Consider the following 22,426-nt stretch of genomic DNA (forward strand, 5'->3'; position numbering starts at 1 on the left):
AGTACGCAGTTTTTGAACACACAACAAAAGCTTGAATCCTAGTATTTACAATAGGTTTCAAGCTTTTTATCCTTTTCAACTGTCAAAGACGGGATTATATACTAAAGTTTGGAAAAAAACACCTTTTATTTATTTGTGCGATCAAGATAGCCCTGTAAAATATGTATCGCTGCTAGCTTGTCAATAACTGTTTTTCTTTTTTTTCTGCTGACATCAGCTTCGATTAATGTTCTTTCTGCTGCAACAGTTGTTAATCTTTCATCCCAAAAAACAGTTTCTAGATTTGTACGTCTTTTTAATTTTTCTGTAAATTCTATTACCTTTTCACTTTGAGGTCCTAAAGACCCATTCATATTTTTAGGTAATCCTATAACAATTTTTTTAACATCATGCTCTTGAATAATTACTTCTATTCTTTGTAAATCACTTTTAATATTTGTCCTATGGATTGTTTCTAGACCCTGGGCTGTCCATCCCATTAAATCACTTAATGCAACCCCTATTCTTTTATCTCCCACGTCTAAGCCCATAATTCTCATCATCACTTATTCCTCCTATATTACTTTAATACAAAAATGGGGACAGCTTTTTGAACAATAGCCACAGAGTACACATTTTTCTGGATCTACTATTACTTTGTCCTGAATAATCTTTAATGCATTGTGCCTACAAGTTTTTATACAGTTGCCACAGCCTTCACACCAAAAATCTATTTTCAATTTTCTATTTTTTCTTTTTATGCTGTCCAACAACGCTTGATTTAGTTCTTTGCCTTCAAAACTTTCTATATTAACATCAATTTCTTCTGTAGTTTGCATTCCTACTGCTATAGAATCTAAGCAGGATAAGTTTAAGACAAAATGAAAGCAATCTTGAAAATCCTTTAGAAGATTTCCTCCACCTAAGGGTTTCATACCATAAATACCTTTCCCTAATTTATGAGCTTCTGTCAAAGACTTTAACATTTCTTCTATAGACCCATCTTGTATGCCTAAGCCCAGCTTATTTACAATTGGGTGAAGTATTTCTATTTCATTCATAGATAAAGAGGCCTTTACTGCACTAATGGTATGGGTAGAAATACCTACTGCACCAATATAACCTTTTTCCTTCATCCTAATGAAATACTCTAACGCTTCATAATGTCCTCTTATAGTATGCTGGCTTTCTTGCTCATGTAATAAAAAGATATCAATGTAGTCTGTGTTCATTTCTAATAGCGCTTTTTTTAGGCTTTCTTCAGCGGTTATTTTAGAATAGGCATAGGACTTTGTTGCAACGACAACCTGATCTCTTTGCCAATGACTTAATCCATGCTTAATATGTGGATATGTTTCATATAGCTCTGCTGTATCAATAAAGTTAATACCCTTTTCAAAAGCATGTAAAAGTAAATTTCCGCCTTCTTCTGGAGACAGATTTGCTTGTAAGGGTCCCATTGTTAAACTGCCGAAACAAAGCTTTGAAACAAGAATAGAAGTGTTTCCTAATTTATTTTTCTCCAAGTTCTTCCCCCTACTTCCTATAGATATACGCTTATTCTAAGGTTGTTTTGTTCATAATTAAATAAAGAATCGATGTAGTTAAGAAAATGATTGTAGTAGCAGCAGCTACTACGCCTGAATCATTCACCGCAAAAGATATAACGCAGCCTAAGATAATGCCACTCCATCCTATAGCGATATTAGGATAATCATTTGCTAGGCTTTTTATTACCCCTACAGGTCTATAGAATAACACACCTAATATAGCTAAAGCAATAAGTAAAACCCTACTCCAAACTGTAACTCCCATCACACGAATGTTCATTGAGATTTTTCTAGCAATGATTTCGTATATTGCGACAGGGCCTTTTTCCACTATCTGTTGAAGAGCATTGGCTAAATGGGTTTGATTTTCCATAATAAAGAGGTCAATAAAGGCAATTACCGCTATTACCATCACCATTGAAAGAAAAATGTAAATTAACTTTTTGCTGTTGATTTTCATACCTAATAATCGAATAGAGGTAAATAAAAAAGCAACAACAGCGGTTATAGTACCTCCTACATTTGCTCCTAAGGTTGGTAAAGCAATTATGGCTATAGTAAATATATATATAAGTATAATGAAGTACTTATTTAATTTAAATCGCTCAATTAGGGTAGTTGTAAAGATTAATGCAGAACCTATTAACACTCCCATATATTCATTTCCAATCCCATAATATCTAGCTCCAATAATTGGATCATATCCGAGTATTGAATTTTTAATCAGATTTTGGCCTAAAATGATATCAACAATCAAACCTATCATGATCAAAAATGATGCGTACATGATCATGTTTAAGGAGTTTTTTCTACCTAATGCATATAAGCTGCAAACAAAACCCCCAGTAATTCCTATCAAAAGAAGATAGTTAGCAAGTAAACTCATTATCCCCAAAAGAGGTAGAATCAACAGTGTAAATGGAGCTACAATCGTACTTAATAAAACTAAAGAAATAGGCGTATTCCATTTTTTATGTATCCTCTTTTTAAATACAATTGCTAATAATGCTATTACAGAAGCTAGCATTTGAAATATAGCAAAGCTGTATAATATCCTATATCTCTGTAGTGAAGTATTTACTACTCGCTTGTTTAAATAGTGAATGTGATTTATAGCATCTTCTCGAGGAATTGACGTTAGTTTTCTACCAATCATATTAGTGGGCTCAATATGAAAGTAGGATAAAATTGTTGGGGCAATGTCAACATTCCCTATGATTCCTGGTCTTCTGGTTGTACTTGACCACAGTAGTCCTTGATTTAAGCCGCCGTCATAGATGATAACAGGCGTCAATCTTTCACCTGCAGCTGCAGCATAATCTGAGGGATACGGTGTTACAAACATTAATAGAGTCTCGTTAATATCTATATGATTCAGCAAATTTCCCACGAAATCATCTATATTGCTTAATATATTGTTTTTGTGGTGCTGATATAAACTCGTACTTAGATTATCTTTATATCTATCAAGTCGATTTGTATCTCCTGTTTCTATAAGGATCAAGTCTCCTTTTGGATAAACTTCTATAGAACTGTTTAATAACTGAGAATAGTTTGTTTTTATGCCATAGGGACTATAGTTATCTTCTTCAATTAATTCTTCAGAAACATTGCCATCATCAATATAACCTCTGCTATCCATGGCTATCAATCCAATCGCTCTTGATTTTTCATTTTCAATATCACTATTTCCAATGATAGCTGTTCTATAATTATGTTTTCTAAGAAGATCTCCCAAAATACCAGGAAAGGCTCCGTACTCTCCTCTTAGATTTTGCTGGATCAATAGATTTATATTGATATTAACAATTCCTTCTTCCTCAAAAAGATCCCCAGTTCTTCTTTCGTAGATCCCTGTAGTTTCTTCCTCTAAACGAAAAAAGGTTGAAGTGTTTTGAGCTGCTTCTGCCCTTGTCCCCCAACCTAGTGTAGCATAAGATTTGAACTCACTGTTTCGACCAGATGCCCTGGTATTCATTAGTGCAATACTGCTTTGGTCAATGATAGATTTCATTTGAGGCATATTGTATAAATCATAGAAATCTACACGATTAATGATGACCATCACTACCTTTGGTGTTGACTCTTGATTAACTCCATAGGATATAACGGCATTATCGATAAAGAATACGCCTATGATGATGATGAATAGTATTCTAAGTGGCCTTTTAGTGATTTTCAAGCTTACTCGCTCCTATTTTTTTCTAAGTATGTTTTCAGTAGTTCCTCCAGCAATTCATCTCGTTCTATTTTTCTAATAATACTTCTAGCATTATTATGATTTGTTATGTATGTAGGATCTCCAGATAAGATATATCCAATGAATTGATTAATTGGATTGTATCCTTTTTCTTCTAAAGAATTATATACTTCTATAATAACGTCTTTAGCTTGTTTCTCCTTATCTTTATCCAAATTAAATTTCATAGTAAAATTTAATTTATCTCCCATAGTTATTCCCCTCTCTCTCTAATTTAATTCTATTTTACCATATTATACCCGTTCCTCCAATTATATTTGCAAAATGTCATAAAATCATAAAATAGAATTTTCCATTCATCATCTTTAATTTATCCTTTAGGATAGTACTTATATATGGAAAGTAAAATAATAGAGCATGGAAAACCATGCTCTATTATTTTATCCATTTAATTGACTTTTTAATAGTTCTTCAACTGCTTCTAAAGCATCTTTTATTTTTTCTGGGCTTTTACCACCAGCTTGAGCCATATCGGGTCTTCCACCACCACCACCGCCGGTAGCTTTTGCAGCTTCTTTCACAAGGTTACCTGCATGTACACCCTTTGCAACGATATCCTTTGTCACGATTGCAATAAAGTTTACTTTTCCTTCTGCTTCCGAGGCCAATAGGATGACACCGGAGTTTATTTTCTCTTTTAATATATCTCCCATTTTTCTTAAATCATCCATACCTTGGATATCTACTTTTTCTATTAAAATCTTCACATCATTGATTTGTTTAGACTTTATAAGTATTTCGTCGATAGACCCTGTTGCCAGCTTCGTTTTTAGCTTAGAAATTTCACGATCCTTTTCTTTTCCTTCAGCAATAAAAGCTTCTAGCCGATGGATTATATTGTTTATTGGCGTTTTTAATAAATCACTAACCTTTTCAATTGTGTACTGCTGTTGTTTTATATATTTATATGCTTCTAAGCCTGTAACAGCCTCTATTCTACGAACACCAGAAGCTATACCGCCTTCGCTCAGTATTAAGAACATGCCAATTTCACTGCTATTTCTTACATGAGTACCACCACATAGCTCTATACTATAATCTCCAGCCTTAACCACCCTTACAATTTCTCCATATTTTTCACCGAACAAAGCTTCTGCTCCCATTCTCTTTGCTTCATTAGGTGTAGTTTCAGAAACTATAATTTCTTGTCCCTTCATAATTTGATGATTAATTCTTTCTTCAATTTCTGTTATTTCCTCTGATGTTAATCCTTCAAAATGGGTAAAGTCAAATCTTAATCTATCTGGAGTTACAAGAGAACCTGCCTGCTGCACATGTCCTCCTACAATTTCTTTTAGGGTTTTATGAAGCAAGTGAGTTGCTGTATGGTTACGAGCAGTACTTTTCCTAGTTTTTTCATTTACTTGGGTATTGACGATGTCACCTGTGTTTATAGTGCCTTTGTTTACTTTTATTGTTTGGAGAATTCTATTGTTAGTTCCTTTTTTCGTATCCAATACAGTTGCTTCGAAGACTTCATTGTAAAGTATACCTATATCTCCCACTTGTCCACCACCTTCACCATAAAAAGTGGTTTCATCTAAGATCACAATGGCTTCTTCATCATTTTCAATACTAGTTGTGATCTTGTTATCTTTGATGATGGCCAATACTTTTCCTTGATTCTCAAGTGTTTCATAACCTTTAAATTCTGTGACAATGTCTTTGCTAAGGCTTGAAAAGACGTCCTCCTTCCAGCCCTCTGTATCTTCTCCGACCCTTGCTTTTCTAGCTCTTTCTCTCTGCTGTGTCATTTCTTCTTCAAACCCATCAATATCCACCTGCAAACCTTTTTCTTCCAATATTTCTTTTGTTAGGTCAAGTGGAAATCCATAGGTATCATAAAGCTTAAATGCATAGGCGCCATTTAGTGTAGTTTCTTTAGATGCTTCTAGTTCCTTTATATAGTCGTTCAAAATATCTAAGCCTTGGTGTATGGTTTCTTGGAAGCGTTCCTCCTCCACACCTATTACCTTCTTTATATATTCCAGCTTTTCTTCTAATTCTGTATAGGTGCCTCCATACATTTTCACTACTGAATCTACTAATTCATTTAAGAAACTTTTATCAACTCCTAAAAGCTTACCATGTCGAGCTGCTCTTCTAAGAAGCCTTCTTAAAACATAGCCTCTTCCTTCATTGCTGGGTAGCATTCCATCGCTAACCATAAAAACAACAGAGCGTATATGATCAGTTATTACTCGAATAGATATGTTTTTCTCTTCACTTTCATTATATTTTGTATTGGTCAATTTACATACATTATCTAGTATGTACTTCATGGTATCCACTTCAAAAATAGAATCTACGTCCTGCATAATACAAGCAACTCTTTCCAAACCCATTCCTGTATCGATATTTGGGTTTGGTAACAAATTGTAATTACCCTCTTCATCTTTATCAAACTGAGTAAATACATGATTCCAGAACTCTACATAACGATCACAATCGCAACCGGGTTTACAGTTTTCATGATCACAACCATATTTTTCCCCACGATCAAAATAGATTTCTGAACAAGGACCACAAGGACCTAAACCAATTTCCCAAAAGTTATCTTCTTTTCCTAATCGAACAATTCTTTCTTTAGGAATCCCTACTTTTTTGTCCCATATTTCATAAGCTTCCTCGTCTTCAAAATAAATAGATGCCCATAATTTATCAACCGGCATTTTCAAATATTCAGCAACAAACTCCCAGCCCCATAGAATAGATTCTTCTTTAAAGTAATCACCAAAGGAAAAATTTCCCATCATTTCAAAAAAGGTTGCATGTCTAGCAGTCTTTCCTACATTTTCTATATCTCCTGTACGGATACATTTTTGACAGGTAGCCATTCTTTTACTTGGAGGCACCTCTGTTCCTGCAAAATATGGCTTTAAGGGAGCCATTCCAGCATTAATTAATAATAGACTCTTGTCATTTTGAGGCACAAGTGGATAACTAGGTCTTACCAAATGTTCCTTTGATTTGAAAAAATCTAAAAACAACTGTCTTATTTCATTTAAGCCTTTCTTTTCCATAAAAATCCTCCTCATTAAGTATCTTACTATTTAACAATAAAAAAACCCTCATCCATACAATGCATATCGCATATAGTAGGGACGAGAGTATTCTCGCGGTACCACCCTAATTACCGTAATAAAACGGTCCCTCAGAGGAAAAACCTTTAGATAACGGATTATCCGATAATTTCTACTTTAGCAGTTAAACTATTTGGAAATTATAACTCCGGGACTGCTTCGCATAGTTTATCTAGAGGTTTTCCAGCCAAAGAACCTCCTCTCTATCAGAATCAAGATATACTACTATTTCCCATCATTGTTTTTTTAAATATGTATTTTATTTGCATTATATAGAATTACCTATATTTTGTCAATATATAAGTAAAATTATTAAAGTTTAACAACATAGCTGACAATATGTTTTCCTAAAACCTTAAGAATAGCGGCCGCAGGAACTGCTACTAAAAGACCAACAATGCCAAAAAATCTTCCACCAATGATCAGTGCAAGTATAACAAATACTGGATGAATACCCACGCTTTTCCCAACAATTTTCGGAGCAATAATAGCACTTTCTATTTGTTGAATGACAATAAAAACTAAAACAACCCATACTGCTTTCATAGGACTATCCATTAAGGCAAATAAAACTCCTGGTACAATCCCGATTACAGGACCAAAATATGGAATAATATTAGCTATTCCTGCAATTAACCCTACTAATACAGCAAATTCTACTCTAAGTACCAGAAGTGATAGTGTGGTTAGTATACCTACAAAAGCTGCAACTGTTAACTGTCCTCTAATAAACCCAGCTAGTACCACATCCATATCCTTAGCGATATTAAGGATTTGATTTCTACAGAACCTTGGTAGTAATAGAATAATACTTCTTTTAAATTTCTCAGCATCCTTAAGAAAGTAGAAGGCTAGAACTGGAATTAACACTAGACCAATGACTTTAGAGAAAATCCCTATAAACATATTTGTAATAGAGGTAAATGCTCCAAAGACAATCCCCTCTATTCTATCAATATTTAATCTAAGTAAATCCTTTACTCCCTCTAGCTCTGCTGGAAGACTTTCAACATTCCTATTGTATCTTAGGTATAAATCGTATAAATATTCATATGCATCATTACTATATTTTGGCATAAACTCTATCAAGTGTTTTACTTCTAAAGTAAATCTAGGAATTAATGTTATTGAGAATAGTGTTAGGATAAGAAGTATTGTAGTATAGATTATTAACACTCCCCATAATCTTTGAATTCCTTTTGATTGAAGGTAGTGTACTATAGGATTTAAAATATAAGCTAAAGCTATGGCGAAAATGAAAGGTCCTAATATTTCATACATTAACCCTCGTATTCTAAACATAAAAATAATTAGAAGTACAATGAGAAATACAAGGATAAACAAATATATTTGTTTTTTTCCAATATTAACTTTATTTCCTCTCTCAACATATTGATTGCCAATATGAATCAAATAATAGGTAACAAAGCATAGCAACAATAATAGTATCAGCTGCGTCAAAAATCCAAAAAAATCTGTAAAACCAGCTCCTCCTGTTATTGTTCTTATGTTTCTAGATATAATCTCTATAGCACTATTATCCATAATTTTTCCCCCGTTTTTATTGATGTGTATATAGTAGTATATTCATTAATACCCTAATCTAAAATTAGTTATTATGATTTTCTGTATTTTGTTGTAATATAAAAGCAGCTTTTTAGCTGCTTTTATATTACAACATATTCATTCCACCTATCAAATGACTTGCTACTTTCATTATTTTTCTACTGCGTTTTAACATTCTCTTTTGTTCTCTTGGATTCATTTGTGAAATTGCATATGCACTAACTGTAGCTCCTATTAGGCTTCCAGTAATTAAACCTACCATTGTATCTCTTTTCATTTTATCACTCCTTACTTTGGAAAGAGCATATATAGTATTAAGTTTAATCATATTTTTTGTTATTCTTATTATTCTATACCAAGAAATTTTTTCAATCCTCCTCCTTGAGATAACATAGATTTTAATTCATTGTCTCCTACGATAACGTGGTCTTCATGAAAATCCACATAACGGAGAATAGGTAATAAAGAATATCCTTGAAGCAAATCATTAAAAACTCCTTCACTTATAATAAATGCAAGAACCTTACCACTTTTTTTTTGTATTACTGTGTCTTTAATTACACCTACTAAATCTTTATGATGGTTATAAATATGGAACCCTATTATTTTTATAGGGTTGTTATAAGCTTCTTCAATTTCCGGTATTTGATAGGGAAATATGATATCATTTTTTGATGAAATGATTATACCCTCTCTTGTAATTGCTTGTATTTTTTTGAAGGGTATCATTCCATCATATTTATAAGAGTGTTCTCTTGAGCTTAAACTTAAAGCTAATACCTTAAAACCTTTTTTAGAATATATTACCTCTCTTGCAAAATTGTTCGTATCTATTTTATTATCTATTAATACAGATAAACCTATTAACTCACTCCCTTTTAGCATATATATCCCTCTTTTTAAAATTCATTTATATAATTATTGTATCTTATCTATTTGAAATAATTCAGGTAATGGATGTATATTCAGTTATAGATTGCTATATTTAATAAAATTCTCATAACAAAAATAACCATAAAGCCTTTTTGGCTTTATGGTTATTTTTGTTGTTTTGTTATCGTTCCCCCACCAACAACATGCTCTTGATCGTATAGTACGACAGCTTGGCCTGGAGTAATTGCTCTTTGTGGTTTATTAAACACTATTCTTATTTTTTGATTTTCAGGATATACGATAGCGGCTTCTGCTTTTGCATTGTATCGTATTTTGGCAAATAGTTCTTTAGGTTCACTCAAAAATTCAAAGGGAATATAGTTAACTTCATCTGCAATTAACTCTGAACCAAAAACTTCTTCTGCGTTCCCTAGTACTACTTGGTTTTTATCCGGGATTATATCAGTTACATAAACAGGCTTTCCCAGTGCAATGCCTAAACCTTTTCTTTGACCAATAGTATAGTAAATGATCCCATGATGTCTTCCTAACACATTGCCTTCTTTATCAACAAAATCTCCTGGAATAATTTCTGAAGGACTATTGTTCTTAACAAAGTCTCCATAATTGTTATCTGATACAAAGCAGATCTCTTGACTATCAGGTTTAAAAGCTACTGGTAAATTAAGCTCTTCAGCAATTTTTCTAATCTCCTCTTTATGATAATAACCTAATGGCATCAGCGTATGTTCCAGTTGATGTTGTGTCATATTATATAAAGCATAGGTTTGATCTTTTTCTTCTGTAACAGATTTTTTTAATAAGTATCTTTTTATACCTTTATCATATTCAATTTTTGCATAGTGTCCTGTTGCTATGTAATAGCAATTTAATTGAAGTGCTTTATTTAAAAATTCTTCAAATTTAATATGTTTGTTACATGCAATACAAGGATTAGGTGTTCTGCCTTCCCTATATTCATCTATAAAATAATGAATTACTTTTTCCTTAAATGCTTCTTTAAAGTTCATTACATAAAAGGGAATATCTAGTTTTGCCGCTACTCGTCTTGCGTCTTCTACCGCTGACAAAGAACAACATCCACCTTCTGTTTTTTGTATTTCATCATCTTCCTGCCATATTTGCATTGTGACCCCAATAACCTCATAGCCTTGTTGTTTAAGCAAATAGGCTGCTACTGAGCTGTCTACTCCTCCGCTCATTCCTAAAAGTACTCTATTATTTTTTTCCAATAGCTTCACCTCTTAATATTATAGCAGTAATAACCCCCTAAAAATCTCAGGATCAAACTGGTGAAAAGTCCTCTCTTCTTCGTCGCTTCAAAAACCCAGCATCCTCACGTATCTCTATTGTACGCTGCGGCCACTGGGTTTTCTTGATCCTTAAATCTACAGGCTTTTGAGCAGTCTGGATTCTATTTTAATGTGCTTCTTCCTCATCATGATGATGGTCATCTTCATTAGGATCGAAGCCTTCTAATTCTTCAAAATATAGGTCGTTTTTCTTTGCATAATCATATATTGCTGACTTAACAGCTTGCTCAGCCAGTACAGAACAATGCATTTTTACAGGAGGTAATCCGTCTAATGCATCTGCTACAGCTCTATTTGTTAATGCTAAGGCTTCTTTGATAGTTTTACCTTTTATCATTTCTGTAGCCATACTTGAAGTTGCAATAGCAGATCCGCATCCAAAGGTTTTAAATTTCACGTCTACTATCACTTCGTTTTCTATCTTTAAATACATTTTCATTATATCTCCACATCTTGGGTTGCCTACTTGACCTATGGCATCGGCATTTTCTATTTCTCCAACATTTCTAGGATTCATAAAATGCTCCATTACTTTATCACTATACACTTTTTGCTTCCCCCTTTACTTTTTCATATAGCGGCGACATTTGTCTCAATCTTTCTACGATGGGTGGTAAATGTTCAACAACATAGTTTATTTCTTCTTGAGTAGTTGAGTCACCTATAGTTAATCTCAACGAACCATGGGCAATTTCATGGGTAAGCCCTATTGCCATCAAGACATGGGAAGGATCTAATGAACCTGAAGTGCAAGCAGATCCGCTTGAACCAGCAATTCCCACCATATCAAGACTCAATAGCAATGATTCTCCTTCTATAAATTCAAAGGACAAGTTTACATTCCCTGGTAATCTCTTCGTTGGATGTCCATTTAATCTGGTATAAGGTATCTTTGCCATAAGCTTATTAATCAACTGATCTCTAAAATTAAGTTGGTGTTGATTATGCTCTTTAAGGTTATTGATAGCAATTTCTGCAGCTTTACCGAATCCAACAATGCTGGGAAGATCTTCCGTTCCTGCTCGTCTTCTTTTTTCTTGTGCTCCTCCATGTAAAATGGATTGTAGCTTTGTACCTTTTTTGATGTATAAGGCACCAATACCCTTAGGCCCATATACTTTATGTGCAGATATAGATATTAAATCGGCTCCTAAGGTTTCTGCATTTATATCAATATTCCCATATGCTTGTACTGCATCTGTATGGAAAATAATTGATTTCTCTTTTGCAATTTTTGCAATTTCTTTAATAGGTTGTATTGTACCAATTTCATTGTTAGCATACATAATCGTTATTAGAATTGTAGTATCTTTAATAGCTTTTTTTAAGTCTTCTAAACTAATCATTCCATATTGATCTACATCTAAATAGGTTACTTCAAATCCTTCTTTTTCTAAATGCTGGCAGCTGTGTAATACTGCATGATGCTCAATCTTTGAAGTGATAATATGTTTGCCTTTATTTTTTAATGCATAAGCTACACCTTTAATAGCCCAATTATCTGCTTCTGAACCACCAGCTGTGAAAAAAATTTCTTCGGGCTTTGCAGTTAATGAATTAGCTATTCGATCTCTTGCTAGATCTATAGCTTTTTTGCTTTCTCTGCCATAGGAATGAATACTTGATGGATTTCCAAAATGCTGATTAAAATAAGGGAGCATTTCTTCTAAAACATCTTTTTTCACCGGTGTTGTAGCGGCATAATCTAAATACACCTTCATGTAATCCTCTCCTTAAGCTTTATTTAAAGCTGTGATTTTATTTTATTTATAAAGCACTTTTATTATATATAAAACATATAATTATCTTTGCTTTTAATTTTATTGTAGTCCTCCAGCATATCTTCTAATGTAATTGAATCAATCACATCAGTAATACTGTCTCTAATTTTTTCCCATACTCCCTTTGTAACACAATAATTAGCTCTTTCACAAACTTTTGGTTCATCTTCCATGACACAGTCTGAGGGGGCAAGAGGACCTTCTAATGTTCTTATAATATCTCCTACTGTAATATTTTTCGGATCAGTTGCCAACATATATCCACCCTGTGCACCTCTAACACTTTTTACTAAGCCAGCCTTTCTTAATATAGCAATCAATTGTTCTAAGTAATGATCCGATATGATTTGTCTCTCGGCGATGCTTTTTAAAGCGATTGGCCCGTCACCATAATGCACAGCTAAATCAAACATTGCCTTTAAGCCATATCTTCCCTTTGTTGAAAGCTTCAAGCCATCATCCTCCTTTAATTCCAAGTAAAGAGATTGGAATTCGATTTAATTATATTATACCCAAGTATTTTTGTCAAGATTCACCAATGAAAATATTTTTTGTTTTTTTACAATCATTCTATTTCTTGTTGCTGCACCTTTTTCTAATTTTCAAATAAAATGTTATTAGAGGAGGTGTCTTAGTCTGTGCTTGATTTAATACTATTTTTGTTAATCATTACTTTAACAACCATTTTTATTTTTGTAGTGGCTCCTATTCTTTCTAAAACTCTTAATAAAGATGATATTGAAAAAATTCAAAGTATCATTAAAAATGTTATTCTATTTATTGAGCAGACCAAACAAGGTTTTTCAAATGAAGAAAAAAAGACAATGGCTGTAAATTATGCTAAAACAATCCTCGAGTATATGGAGCTTCATATAAGTGATGAGCTATTAGATGTTATTATTGAAGCTCAAGTTTATTTGCTGAAAAAATAGAAACGGCTTAATTGACATTTGGATATTGGAAAAACCCCTTATCTGATAAGGGGTTTAACTTAGTCATTGCTATTGTTGTTACTAAATAAAGGAAATGGAATTTCATTTTCTACGTCAAGGTTTTCTGGTAAATTATATATTATAAGTTAATCTTTTTCAATTATTTATTAATGCCTTATTTTATTACACTTAGATTTGTGAAGATTATACCTGTTAAACATCTAATAATAAATGTTAATCGTTACTGACAAAATCTAAAGCTCTAGCTTTTCAATCATATTATTCATTTCATTAAATTGTCCCATATCAAGCCATGCCTCTTCACTTATAGGATATGCTCCAACTCGTTCTCCTTTTTTTATATACTTTTCTACTAAATCAGTAATGTGATAAAATTCATTATCTGGTATATCCTGTAGTGTTTCAGGTTCCAGTATATACATACCAGTATTTACTAAATAACTGCATTCTGGTTTTTCAATAATGTTCTTTATAATACTCTTATCATCTAGTTCTATTACTCCATAGGGAACAGTGAAAAATTTAAGGGAAGCTATTACCGTGATTTTATTTTCTTTTTGTCTGTGGAATTGAAGCATTTTATAATAATTTTCATCTATTAGTGTATCGCAATTGCTAATAAAAAAAGTCTCTTTTAGCTTGTTTTTTAGTAGATACAAACTTCCGCCTGTCCCCAATGGTTTTTCTTCCTCAACATATTCAATTACATAATCTTTATCTAAATCATTGAAGTAAGCCTTAATTAAATTTTTTTTGTAATTAATGGTTAAATAAAATCTTTTGCAACCAAAACATACAAATCTATCTATTATTCTTTCAACTATCGGTATATCTCCTATCGGAACTAATGGTTTTGGAAACACCTTAGTAAGAGGATGGAGTCTAGTTCCCTTGCCCCCTGCCATAATTACTACTGGATTATTAAAAAAGTTGTCAATTTTCAAATTTTCATTATAAGAATCCTTCCAAAATATTACTTTGATAATTTCCTCTTCTTCATTTACGATAGGTATTGCTTCAATTGATTTTTTCTTCATTATATCTTTAGCTTGCCACGCTTCTTCCTTCCTTAGATAAATCGGATTATTATTCATAATCATTTTAACTTTTTCATTTAAACTCCCATTTATTAAAATCCACCGTCTAATATCTCCATCGGTTATAATACCTTTTAAAAACTTATCCTTGGTTATTAACAATACTTTTTTTGCAGTTTGATCTAATTTTTTTATAGCCTCTTTTATAGTAATCTCTTCACTTATAAACAAATCTGTTACATTCATCTTTATCCCTCTTTTTGAGATTTTAAGCTATTTAACGCTCTGATAACCCTCAAAACATCATTGATCTCTAAATTTGTACTACAGGGAATATTCAAAACCCTTTTTATCCAATATTTAGCTTTGTCAATTTTATAGCTTTGATTATGCATATAAGGTTTTTGTTCATGAATTAGACTCCATATTGGTCTTGTTTGTATACCTCTTTCAGATAATTTCACCATTAAATTATCTCTGCCTAATCTATATTTTTCTTTATCTACAATTAAAGGATAAAACCAACAATTTGGCCTTATATCAGAATTAAATTCTAACAGGCTTAGCCCCTCAATTTCTTTAACTTCCTTTTTGTATAGATTGTAGTTTTTAATTTTTATTTGAATAAATTCTTCTAATTCTTCTAATTGTGCAACACCTAAAGCTGCCTGTAGATTTGTCATTCTATAGTTATATCCAATAGTTTCATGCACATAGTATATTGGGTTGTCTTTGGCTTGATTTGACAAGTATTTTGCTTTTTCACTAAGAGAAGCATCTTTAGCAACAAGCACTCCTCCACCACCGGAAGTAATTATCTTATTTGCATTAAAGGAATATGCTCCAAAGTCACCTATAGTACCTGCAAATTTTCCAGAATATTTTCTTTTCCGATAGTAGGAGCCTAATGCTTCAGTTGCATCCTCTATAACCTTTAATCTATATTTTTCCGCTATATTCATTACTCTTTCCATATTGCTCATATTTCCAAATACATGGACTATTATTAAAGCCTTTATTATTCTATTGCTTCTTTTATTCATTAACCCATTCTCTGTTAAGGTACATTGACTTTCACAAAAACTTTCTAATTTATCTAAATCCATATTTAGCGTATCATCACAGTCCATAAACACTGGCTCTGCTCCTTGATATTTCACAGGATTTACTGTGGCTATAAATGTAAGTGTTGGTACAATTACTTCATCTCCTAGTTCAACGCCTGATAGTCTTAATGCTAAATGAAGAGCCGCAGTTCCATTTTGACATGCTACGGCCTTTTTTATCTTTAAATATTTTGCTATCTTTTCTTCAAACTCTTTTACAAATGGACCTTCAGTTGATACCCATTCTGATTCAACAGCTTTTTTAACATATTCAAGCTCTTTACCTGTGAAATTTGGTACTGAAAGAGGTATTAACTTCTCCATAATAATTCCCCTTTAAATATTATATATATCAACTTTGTATTGATTTAAGTTGTCTTTTAACCATGTTATTGTTTCAGCCAACCCTTCTTTAAGCGTATATTCTGGCTTCCATTTTGTCAGCTTTCTTATTTTTTCATTTGAACCAAGTAATCTATTTACCTCGCTTTTATCCGGTCTTAGCCTATTTTCATCAGAAATTATTTTTGCTTTTGGATTAATTTGCATGATTAACTCCTCAGCTAATTCTCCTATTGATATTTCTTTTTGAGAAGCAATGTTTATTTCTTCTCCTATTGTCTTTTCTGAATTTGCAATTTCTATAAATGCTTGTACTGTATCCTTGACATAATTGAAATCTCTAGTTGGTGTTAAAGAACCGAGTCTTATTTCTTTTTTTCCTGTCAATAACTGAGTTACTATAGTTGGTATAACTGCCCTTGCCGATTGCCTGGGACCATAAGTGTTAAAGGGTCTAGCTATTGTTATGGGCATATTAAAGCTTCTGTAAAATGATTCTGCCACTCTGTCAGCACCTATTTTACTTGCTGAATAGGGTGATTGAGCCTGAAAAGGATGAGTCTCATCTATAGGAACGTATTTTGCTGTTCCATATATCTCGGAGGTGGAAGTTATTAATATTCTACTTGTTCCAAAATCTCGTGCTGCTTGTAATATATTTAAGGTTCCTTTTATATTTGTTTCAATGTATGAATCTGGGGAGTGATAACTAAAGGGTATTGCAACTAAAGCTGCTAAATGATATACTTCATCAATTCCCTCTAGTGCCTTCCTCACTCCATTTGGATCTCTTATATCTCCTGTAAATATTTCTATTTTTGATAATTTGTCTTTTGAAAATTTATCTAACCATCCCCATCTGTTAAATGAGTTGTAATGCACAAAACATCTTATAACGTTACCTTCTTGGAGTAGTCCTTCTACTAAATGGCTTCCTATAAATCCTCCTGCTCCTGTTACTAAGACTTTTTTCATTTCCAGCCTCCAATTTACAAGTATTTACAATAGAATTGTACAAATATTTGTTTAAAAACATATATATGTTTTTCTATCCTTAGTAAGCATTTTAGAATAATAGTCCAGTGTTTTCTATTCTTTTATAGTATTATTATTAACTGCTCCAAGTAGAAAAACATTTTCTTTCTTTTCTTTTATAGTATTTCTAGTATCATATATAATTTTTAAGTTTTCAATTAATAGTTCATAATCTATATTATCATGGTTTGTAATTATAATTGAGCAATCATATTCTTTTAAATTTTCTTTAGTAAGATTAATTGAAGAAATAGTTTTGTTAGATATTGTTAGTTCTTTTACATAAGGGTCATAGTAGTCCACACTAGCTTTTTCATCGATCAGTAAATCTATTATCTTCAAAGCAGGGGACTCTCTTACATCATCTATATCTTTTTTGTAAGCAACTCCTACGATTAAAATTTTAGATTTTTCAATAGATTTTCCTGAATTATCTAATATCTGTTTAATAGAATTTACAATATACTGTGACATACTGTCATTGATTTTACTGGCTAATTTGATGAAACCACTATAAAAGTTAAAGGTTTTTGCCTTCCATTCTAAATATATTGGATCTATAGGAATACAATGCCCCCCAATTCCTGGTCCAGGATAAAATGCCATATATCCAAAAGGTTTTGTAGAAGCGGCTTCTATCACTTCCCAAATATTTATTCCCATTTTTTCACATAGCAATGCCATTTCATTGATAAAACCTATATTTACGCTTCTAAATGTATTTTCTAAAAGCTTTACCATCTCAGCAGTTTTTACTGAAGAAACAAAAAAAACTTCATTAGTAATTTGTTTATATAGTAGTCCAGCTAATTGGCTACATTTTTGAGTGACTCCACCTACTATTTTAGGAGTATTTCTTAAGCTGTATAATTTATTTCCTGGATCCACCCTTTCTGGAGAAAAGGATAAGTTAAAATCTTTATTTAATACCCATCCAGCATTTTCTAGTTCTTTCATAATTAATTCTTCTGTTGTTCCTGGGTAACTAGTACTTTCTAAGATAATTAAAATTGACTTTTTTGCATATTGTTTTATCTTTTCTACCACTTGATAAATATAACTGACATCTGGAGTATTGTCATTTTTTAATGGAGTAGGAACACAAATGATAATTACATCCATTTTATTCATTTGCTTATACTCACTAGTGACCGATAAACTTCCTTTTTTTATTACACTAGCAATATCATCATCTGGAACATCCTTCACATAAGATTTTCCCGCTAGTAGCTTATTAACTTTTGTTTTGTTTGTTTCAATACCTATTACTTTAAACCCTGATAATGCAGTTGTGGTTGCTAAAGGCAATCCTACATACCCTAATCCTATTACACCGAGAATAGCTTCTTTATTATTAATTTTATTTTTGAGGCTCATTTTTTTTAGCTCCTTTTGTTAAGATATAGTGATTTTCCTAGTTTTATTGTATGATAATCAAATGCAAGTGGTTACCAGAGAGATATTAAATCTTTCTCAACAAAAAAGGAGATGAAAATCTCCTATTTACTAGATAAATATTCTTTCAATGCCTCCTGCCATCCTCTTAATGTTATATATGAATTGTTCTTCAAGCTTGAGTTTACTGGTCTTTTAGCTTTTTTTTGTATTATATCAGAAGTAGTTGGAGACAACTTTGCTGAAATATTCCTAATTTTGATAATCTCCTTAGCAAAGTTATACCATGTACAGTTGCCTTCATTTATAAAATGATATATTCCATATTCTTCGGTAGTTATTAGTTTCTTTAATGCTTCAGCTAAGTCAACGGCATAGGTAGGGGATCCCGTTTGATCATCTACTACCTTTAAGAGTGTATTGTTAGAAGTTAAACTCAATATTGTTTTAACAAAATTTTTCCCTTTGTGCCCATATAACCAAGAGGTTCTTACAATAAAATACTTCTCAAGGTTTTTTTTTAGTTCAGATTCACCTTGATATTTGGACATTCCATATACATTAATAGGGTTCGGTAAATCATTTTCATCATAAGGACTCCCCTTATTTCCATCAAAAACATAATCTGTACTAATATAAATCAGTTTACTATCTAACTTCTCTGCAACAAGAGAAACATTTTTTGTCCCTTGAGCATTTATTTGAAAAGCAAGCTCGGGGTTATTTTCACATTGATCTACATCTGTGAATGCCGCTGAGTGGATAATAGTTTCTGGTTTTATTGTTTTTAAGGTTTTATATAATTTGTCTAGATTAGTAATATCTAAATTTCCTTTCCCAAATCCAACAACTTCTTTATACTTCATCACTTTCATCAATTCGTGTCCTAGTTGACCATTACATCCTAGTAAACATATTGTCATTATTTCACCTCACAATTTCTCTTTAAATAGGACATTCTTATTTAATTCTATTCTTATACATTATTTGTTGTTACATAGGTGTAGCAGCTTATAAGCTTTTTAACTACTTTTTCCCATAAGAAGTTCTCAACAATATAATCCTTGAAACTAGGGTCAAAGGGCTTTCTAAATGATTCTATTAGTTTTTTTTCTATATCTATTAGATCATAGGGATCAACATAATCAGCATATTTTTTAAAATATTCTCTAGTACTGCCTTCTTTCGTCGTGAGTATATTACAATTTCCTAGGGCTGCCTCTAGACTTACTAACCCAGGAATCTCATACCAACTTACCAAAGCATGGACCTTAGCAGCAGCATATATATCCTTTAATTTAGCATGACATGTCTTACTGATATATAGAATATCTTTATTAGCTCGCATGCATTGATGATAATAATTTAAATCATTTATTGGACCAACTAGTACTAGGGGAATTCCTAGTCTTTTTGTAACTCTAGCTAAAGTTAATTGATTTTTGTGGGGCGAAATTCTTCCAACAGAAAGTACGAAATCTTTTTTCTGGAATTTATCTAAGAAGTTATTTCTATTACCTTCTGCAAAAATCTTATCCACTCCGTTGAAAACTACCTGATAAGGTACTTTTATATTAAAGCTTTTCTCTATTTCTCTCATCTCTACTTCAGAGCTAGGCAGAATCATATCTGCCTTTTCAAATATTTCTTTCCTCATTGGATTCTGCTTTTTCCAGTAACTAATTCTATAATTATTTGTAGGATTCTTAGGTAAGTATTTTATGTAATTCCAATAAATTGGTGTTAATACAATCTTTTTTTTATATTTTAATATATTTTTTAAAAATTGATAGGTATCAAATACTCTTATGGTATTAAATAGATGTATTATATCATATCTATCTAAATTTTCTTCTGTATTACTTGAAATATCTACTTCTACTTTAGCTTTACTTAGATATTCCTTAGTCTTAATTAATAAAACACTATCTCCTGCAATGTTTTTTTTATAATCCTTACGAATATACATTAGCACCCTCATTAACTCACCTCTGTATAATGAAAACATAGGGGAATTCATTACACATTTTCCTTTTCTAGATTATTTTCTATATAATCTTTATTAAACACTGTGGATTAGCTTTCTCACCTCTTCACTTCTTAAAATTGTAACATTTGTTTCCATTATATTTGATATATATAATTCAATTCCTTTACCCCCTATCTTATACTATGTTTAATAAATTCCAAATATTGCATTTACTATTTTATGGTAATTAGGTTGATTTTTTTAAAATACTCCTGTATTATAGTTACCAAGGTTAACATAATAAAAAGGAGTGATACTAATGAGTAAATCTAAATCAATCAAAAAAGTTGTAGTTCCAGTTATTACAGCTGCGTTACTTTTATCGACAGTTGTAACTAGTAGCGCCAACACGTTGTATAGTAATGGTGGCAGTAATAGAGTGGTGTTAAATTATAATATTAGAACAAATACCACTTCTACCTATAAATTTAATATTGTAAAACATATTCAATCAGTACGAATTTTTAATTTCAACAAAAATACCGATGCCACTACACCAAAACAAAACGATACTATTCCTAATAATAATGAACCTCAAGAAGTTCAAAATCCTAGCACAAACTCAGAAAATCCTACCCCAAGTGTTCCATCTCAACCGCAGGAACCATCTAAGAATGAAAATCAGCCAGCTACTCCAAGTAAACCAGTACAAGAACCACAGGTTGAGAAAGAGCCACAAGAGCAAAATCCAAATACTGAGCCACAAAACACTTCTAATGCTAAACATGCTCTAACAGCAGCTGAAATTGAAATGGTTAATTATGTAAATCAGGCAAGAAAAGATGCTGGATTACAGCCTTTAGCTATAGATGTTGACTTATCTTATGTTGCAAGAGTTAAATCTAAGGATATGCAAGATAACAATTATTTTTCTCATACTTCACCAACCTATGGATCACCTTTTGATATGATGAAAAATTTTGGAATTCAGTATAAATCAGCTGCTGAAAATATTGCTATTAACTCTAGTGTAAGCGGAGCTCACAATGCCTTCATGAATTCTGAAGGTCATAGAAATAATATCTTAAATCCAAGAATGACTCATATCGGAATAGGAATTGAGAATAGACATTATACACAAATGTTTATTCAAAAATAAAAAAATTTATTTATTATACTAAAAAAAACTGCCTTAGGCAGTTTTTTTTCTCAGACTGTTGAAACACCTCCACCTTCTTCGTTGCTTTGAAAATCCAGCACCCTTACGTATTTCTGTATACGCTGTGGTCGCTGGATTTTCTTGCGCCTCGAATCTGAAGGCTTTTGAATAGTCTGGATTTTGTTGACTATTTCAACAACCTCAGAATAAAAAACTGCCTTAGGCAGTTTTTTATTCTTTAAAAAAACTCATCTTGTGGTATATCTTCAAATTGTCTTGGGAAGAATGCCGGAAATGGTTCCATCTCAAATATTTCACATATATCATCTGGTGAAAATTCTTCGCATTCCGGAGGTTCTGGACAGAAGCCAAACTCAGGAATTAATAATTGTACTCTTCCAACTACTTTTATAATTATAAATACACCTACTGCAAATACTAAACACCCATCTTCTTCAATTGGTTCATTTAATAATTGTGATGCTGTTTCAATTACTATGCTAAATGTAAATTCATCTCTTGCTTCTGGTATGAACAATACGATGTCTTTTTGAATTTCTGGTAATTCCCCTGGTATAGTTATAATTACACCTGTTTCAATATTTCTCACTCTTAATGTATAGGTGACTCGTACTCTAAAGCGCACTCTACTAAAATTAGGTCGATTTGGTATTGGTGTAATAACTAGTGTTCCATGAATAATTTCTCCTGGGTTAAATGTAATGTCTACAAATTCAAAATTTCCTCCTTTTGGCAACTGTACTGCAACAGTTTCAAAACATTCTCTCTGCTGACAATGAGCATATACTTTGTCTGCAATGATACACACTGGTGTAAAATCTGGAAAATATGGGTCTTGTTGCAAACTTATAGCTTCGTTCAAGTTTAGATTTAAGTTGTTATCCATTTTATACCCCCCTTACTAAATAATGTTTTTTCTAAACGCGATGTTTTATATACAATATCATTATATGTAGTACTGAAAATTCTGTTACAAATAAAAG

General features: G+C 32.0%; 21 protein-coding genes and 1 other annotated feature. Of the genes, 2 read left to right on the forward strand and 19 right to left on the reverse strand.

Annotated elements, in window-relative coordinates:
- Window positions 1–125: 125 nt before the first annotated feature.
- From ruvX to CHB72_RS09705, 12 genes are all read right to left on the reverse strand, one after another.
- Complete coding sequence (ruvX, locus tag CHB72_RS09655) at window positions 126–542, reverse strand: Holliday junction resolvase RuvX (protein WP_089282690.1); 417 nt, start codon at window positions 540–542, stop codon at window positions 126–128.
- 12 nt (window positions 543–554) lie between these two features.
- Complete coding sequence (locus CHB72_RS09660; RefSeq protein WP_089282691.1) at window positions 555–1,505, reverse strand: aldo/keto reductase; 951 nt, start codon at window positions 1,503–1,505, stop codon at window positions 555–557.
- Window positions 1,506–1,536: 31 nt separating this feature from the next.
- Window positions 1,537–3,711 (reverse strand): alkaline phosphatase family protein, encoded by a 2,175-nt coding sequence (locus CHB72_RS09665; protein ID WP_242975091.1) that lies wholly within the window; start codon window positions 3,709–3,711, stop codon window positions 1,537–1,539.
- A 2-nt stretch (window positions 3,712–3,713) separates the two neighbouring features.
- Complete coding sequence (locus CHB72_RS09670) at window positions 3,714–3,980, reverse strand: IreB family regulatory phosphoprotein (protein ID WP_089282692.1); 267 nt, start codon at window positions 3,978–3,980, stop codon at window positions 3,714–3,716.
- Between the two features lie 189 nt (window positions 3,981–4,169).
- A complete protein-coding gene (alaS, locus tag CHB72_RS09675) occupies window positions 4,170–6,812 on the reverse strand; it encodes an alanine--tRNA ligase (protein ID WP_089282693.1) in 2,643 nt (880 codons plus the stop codon).
- Between the two features lie 74 nt (window positions 6,813–6,886).
- Window positions 6,887–7,120: a binding site (T-box leader), on the reverse strand.
- 64 nt (window positions 7,121–7,184) lie between these two features.
- Window positions 7,185–8,417: an AI-2E family transporter gene (locus CHB72_RS09680; protein WP_089282694.1), complete on the reverse strand. Its 1,233-nt coding sequence runs from the start codon at window positions 8,415–8,417 to the stop codon at window positions 7,185–7,187.
- Between the two features lie 127 nt (window positions 8,418–8,544).
- Window positions 8,545–8,715, reverse strand: coding sequence for a hypothetical protein (locus CHB72_RS26495; protein WP_176431300.1), 171 nt, complete (start codon window positions 8,713–8,715; stop codon window positions 8,545–8,547).
- A 68-nt stretch (window positions 8,716–8,783) separates the two neighbouring features.
- A complete protein-coding gene (locus CHB72_RS09685; RefSeq protein ID WP_089282695.1) occupies window positions 8,784–9,323 on the reverse strand; it encodes a PRC-barrel domain-containing protein in 540 nt (179 codons plus the stop codon).
- 152 nt (window positions 9,324–9,475) lie between these two features.
- On the reverse strand, window positions 9,476–10,564 hold the full coding sequence (gene mnmA, locus CHB72_RS09690; protein WP_089282696.1) for a tRNA 2-thiouridine(34) synthase MnmA: 1,089 nt from the start codon (window positions 10,562–10,564) through the stop codon (window positions 9,476–9,478).
- Between the two features lie 187 nt (window positions 10,565–10,751).
- Window positions 10,752–11,174, reverse strand: coding sequence for a Fe-S cluster assembly scaffold protein NifU (nifU, locus tag CHB72_RS09695; protein ID WP_176431319.1), 423 nt, complete (start codon window positions 11,172–11,174; stop codon window positions 10,752–10,754).
- Between the two features lie 10 nt (window positions 11,175–11,184).
- Window positions 11,185–12,366, reverse strand: a complete 1,182-nt coding sequence (nifS, locus tag CHB72_RS09700) for a cysteine desulfurase NifS (RefSeq protein ID WP_089282698.1) — start codon at window positions 12,364–12,366, stop codon at window positions 11,185–11,187.
- 62 nt (window positions 12,367–12,428) lie between these two features.
- Window positions 12,429–12,878 carry an RrF2 family transcriptional regulator gene (locus CHB72_RS09705; protein WP_089282699.1) on the reverse strand — a complete coding sequence of 150 codons (450 nt, stop codon included), beginning with the start codon at window positions 12,876–12,878 and terminating at the stop codon, window positions 12,429–12,431.
- 186 nt (window positions 12,879–13,064) lie between these two features.
- On the opposite strand from CHB72_RS09705, the gene CHB72_RS09710 reads away from it, so the two are divergent.
- The gene (locus tag CHB72_RS09710; protein WP_089282700.1) at window positions 13,065–13,358 is read left to right on the forward strand and encodes a phage holin, LLH family; all 294 of its coding nucleotides are present in this window, start codon (window positions 13,065–13,067) and stop codon (window positions 13,356–13,358) included.
- A gap of 254 nt (window positions 13,359–13,612) precedes the next feature.
- Here CHB72_RS09710 and CHB72_RS09715 read toward each other — a convergent pair whose 3' ends face one another.
- The 6 genes from CHB72_RS09715 to CHB72_RS09740 all read right to left on the reverse strand — a co-directional run bounded on the left by CHB72_RS09715 (window position 13,613) and on the right by CHB72_RS09740 (window position 20,263).
- Window positions 13,613–14,662: a nucleotidyltransferase family protein gene (locus tag CHB72_RS09715; protein ID WP_089282701.1), complete on the reverse strand. Its 1,050-nt coding sequence runs from the start codon at window positions 14,660–14,662 to the stop codon at window positions 13,613–13,615.
- A 2-nt stretch (window positions 14,663–14,664) separates the two neighbouring features.
- Window positions 14,665–15,846, reverse strand: a complete 1,182-nt coding sequence (locus CHB72_RS09720; RefSeq protein ID WP_089282702.1) for a LegC family aminotransferase — start codon at window positions 15,844–15,846, stop codon at window positions 14,665–14,667.
- Between the two features lie 12 nt (window positions 15,847–15,858).
- Window positions 15,859–16,839, reverse strand: coding sequence for an NAD-dependent 4,6-dehydratase LegB (locus CHB72_RS09725; protein ID WP_089282703.1), 981 nt, complete (start codon window positions 16,837–16,839; stop codon window positions 15,859–15,861).
- 114 nt (window positions 16,840–16,953) lie between these two features.
- Window positions 16,954–18,276, reverse strand: coding sequence for a nucleotide sugar dehydrogenase (locus tag CHB72_RS09730; RefSeq protein WP_089282704.1), 1,323 nt, complete (start codon window positions 18,274–18,276; stop codon window positions 16,954–16,956).
- A 122-nt stretch (window positions 18,277–18,398) separates the two neighbouring features.
- Window positions 18,399–19,217: a dTDP-4-dehydrorhamnose reductase gene (gene rfbD, locus CHB72_RS09735; RefSeq protein ID WP_089282705.1), complete on the reverse strand. Its 819-nt coding sequence runs from the start codon at window positions 19,215–19,217 to the stop codon at window positions 18,399–18,401.
- A 53-nt stretch (window positions 19,218–19,270) separates the two neighbouring features.
- A complete protein-coding gene (locus tag CHB72_RS09740) occupies window positions 19,271–20,263 on the reverse strand; it encodes a glycosyltransferase (RefSeq protein ID WP_176431301.1) in 993 nt (330 codons plus the stop codon).
- A gap of 319 nt (window positions 20,264–20,582) precedes the next feature.
- Between CHB72_RS09740 and CHB72_RS27020 the strand changes: the two genes are divergently transcribed.
- Window positions 20,583–21,422, forward strand: a complete 840-nt coding sequence (locus CHB72_RS27020) for a CAP domain-containing protein (RefSeq protein ID WP_207652537.1) — start codon at window positions 20,583–20,585, stop codon at window positions 21,420–21,422.
- A 238-nt stretch (window positions 21,423–21,660) separates the two neighbouring features.
- Here CHB72_RS27020 and CHB72_RS09750 read toward each other — a convergent pair whose 3' ends face one another.
- A complete protein-coding gene (locus tag CHB72_RS09750) occupies window positions 21,661–22,329 on the reverse strand; it encodes a hypothetical protein (protein ID WP_089282707.1) in 669 nt (222 codons plus the stop codon).
- Between the last annotated feature and the right edge of the window lie 97 nt (window positions 22,330–22,426).

This window comes from Anaerovirgula multivorans, from assembly GCF_900188145.1.
In the GTDB taxonomy this organism is placed as follows: domain Bacteria; phylum Bacillota; class Clostridia; order Peptostreptococcales; family Natronincolaceae; genus Anaerovirgula; species Anaerovirgula multivorans.

Bases quoted from the DNA above. Each gene is read 5' to 3' on its own strand.
- ruvX (WP_089282690.1), bottom strand. From the start codon at position 542: ATGATGAGAATTATGGGCTTAGACGTGGGAGATAAAAGAATAGGGGTT.
- CHB72_RS09670 (WP_089282692.1), bottom strand. From the start codon at position 3,980: ATGGGAGATAAATTAAATTTTACTATGAAATTTAATTTGGATAAAGAT.
- alaS (WP_089282693.1), bottom strand. From the start codon at position 6,812: ATGGAAAAGAAAGGCTTAAATGAAATAAGACAGTTGTTTTTAGATTTT.
- CHB72_RS09680 (WP_089282694.1), bottom strand. From the start codon at position 8,417: ATGGATAATAGTGCTATAGAGATTATATCTAGAAACATAAGAACAATA.
- CHB72_RS26495 (WP_176431300.1), bottom strand. From the start codon at position 8,715: ATGAAAAGAGATACAATGGTAGGTTTAATTACTGGAAGCCTAATAGGA.
- CHB72_RS09685 (WP_089282695.1), bottom strand. From the start codon at position 9,323: ATGCTAAAAGGGAGTGAGTTAATAGGTTTATCTGTATTAATAGATAAT.
- nifU (WP_176431319.1), bottom strand. From the start codon at position 11,174: ATGGAGCATTTTATGAATCCTAGAAATGTTGGAGAAATAGAAAATGCC.
- nifS (WP_089282698.1), bottom strand. From the start codon at position 12,366: ATGAAGGTGTATTTAGATTATGCCGCTACAACACCGGTGAAAAAAGAT.
- CHB72_RS09715 (WP_089282701.1), bottom strand. From the start codon at position 14,662: ATGAATGTAACAGATTTGTTTATAAGTGAAGAGATTACTATAAAAGAG.
- CHB72_RS09720 (WP_089282702.1), bottom strand. From the start codon at position 15,846: ATGGAGAAGTTAATACCTCTTTCAGTACCAAATTTCACAGGTAAAGAG.
- CHB72_RS09725 (WP_089282703.1), bottom strand. From the start codon at position 16,839: ATGAAAAAAGTCTTAGTAACAGGAGCAGGAGGATTTATAGGAAGCCAT.
- CHB72_RS09730 (WP_089282704.1), bottom strand. From the start codon at position 18,276: ATGAGCCTCAAAAATAAAATTAATAATAAAGAAGCTATTCTCGGTGTA.
- rfbD (WP_089282705.1), bottom strand. From the start codon at position 19,217: ATGACAATATGTTTACTAGGATGTAATGGTCAACTAGGACACGAATTG.
- CHB72_RS09740 (WP_176431301.1), bottom strand. From the start codon at position 20,263: ATGTATATTCGTAAGGATTATAAAAAAAACATTGCAGGAGATAGTGTT.
- CHB72_RS27020 (WP_207652537.1), top strand. From the start codon at position 20,583: ATGAGTAAATCTAAATCAATCAAAAAAGTTGTAGTTCCAGTTATTACA.
- CHB72_RS09750 (WP_089282707.1), bottom strand. From the start codon at position 22,329: ATGGATAACAACTTAAATCTAAACTTGAACGAAGCTATAAGTTTGCAA.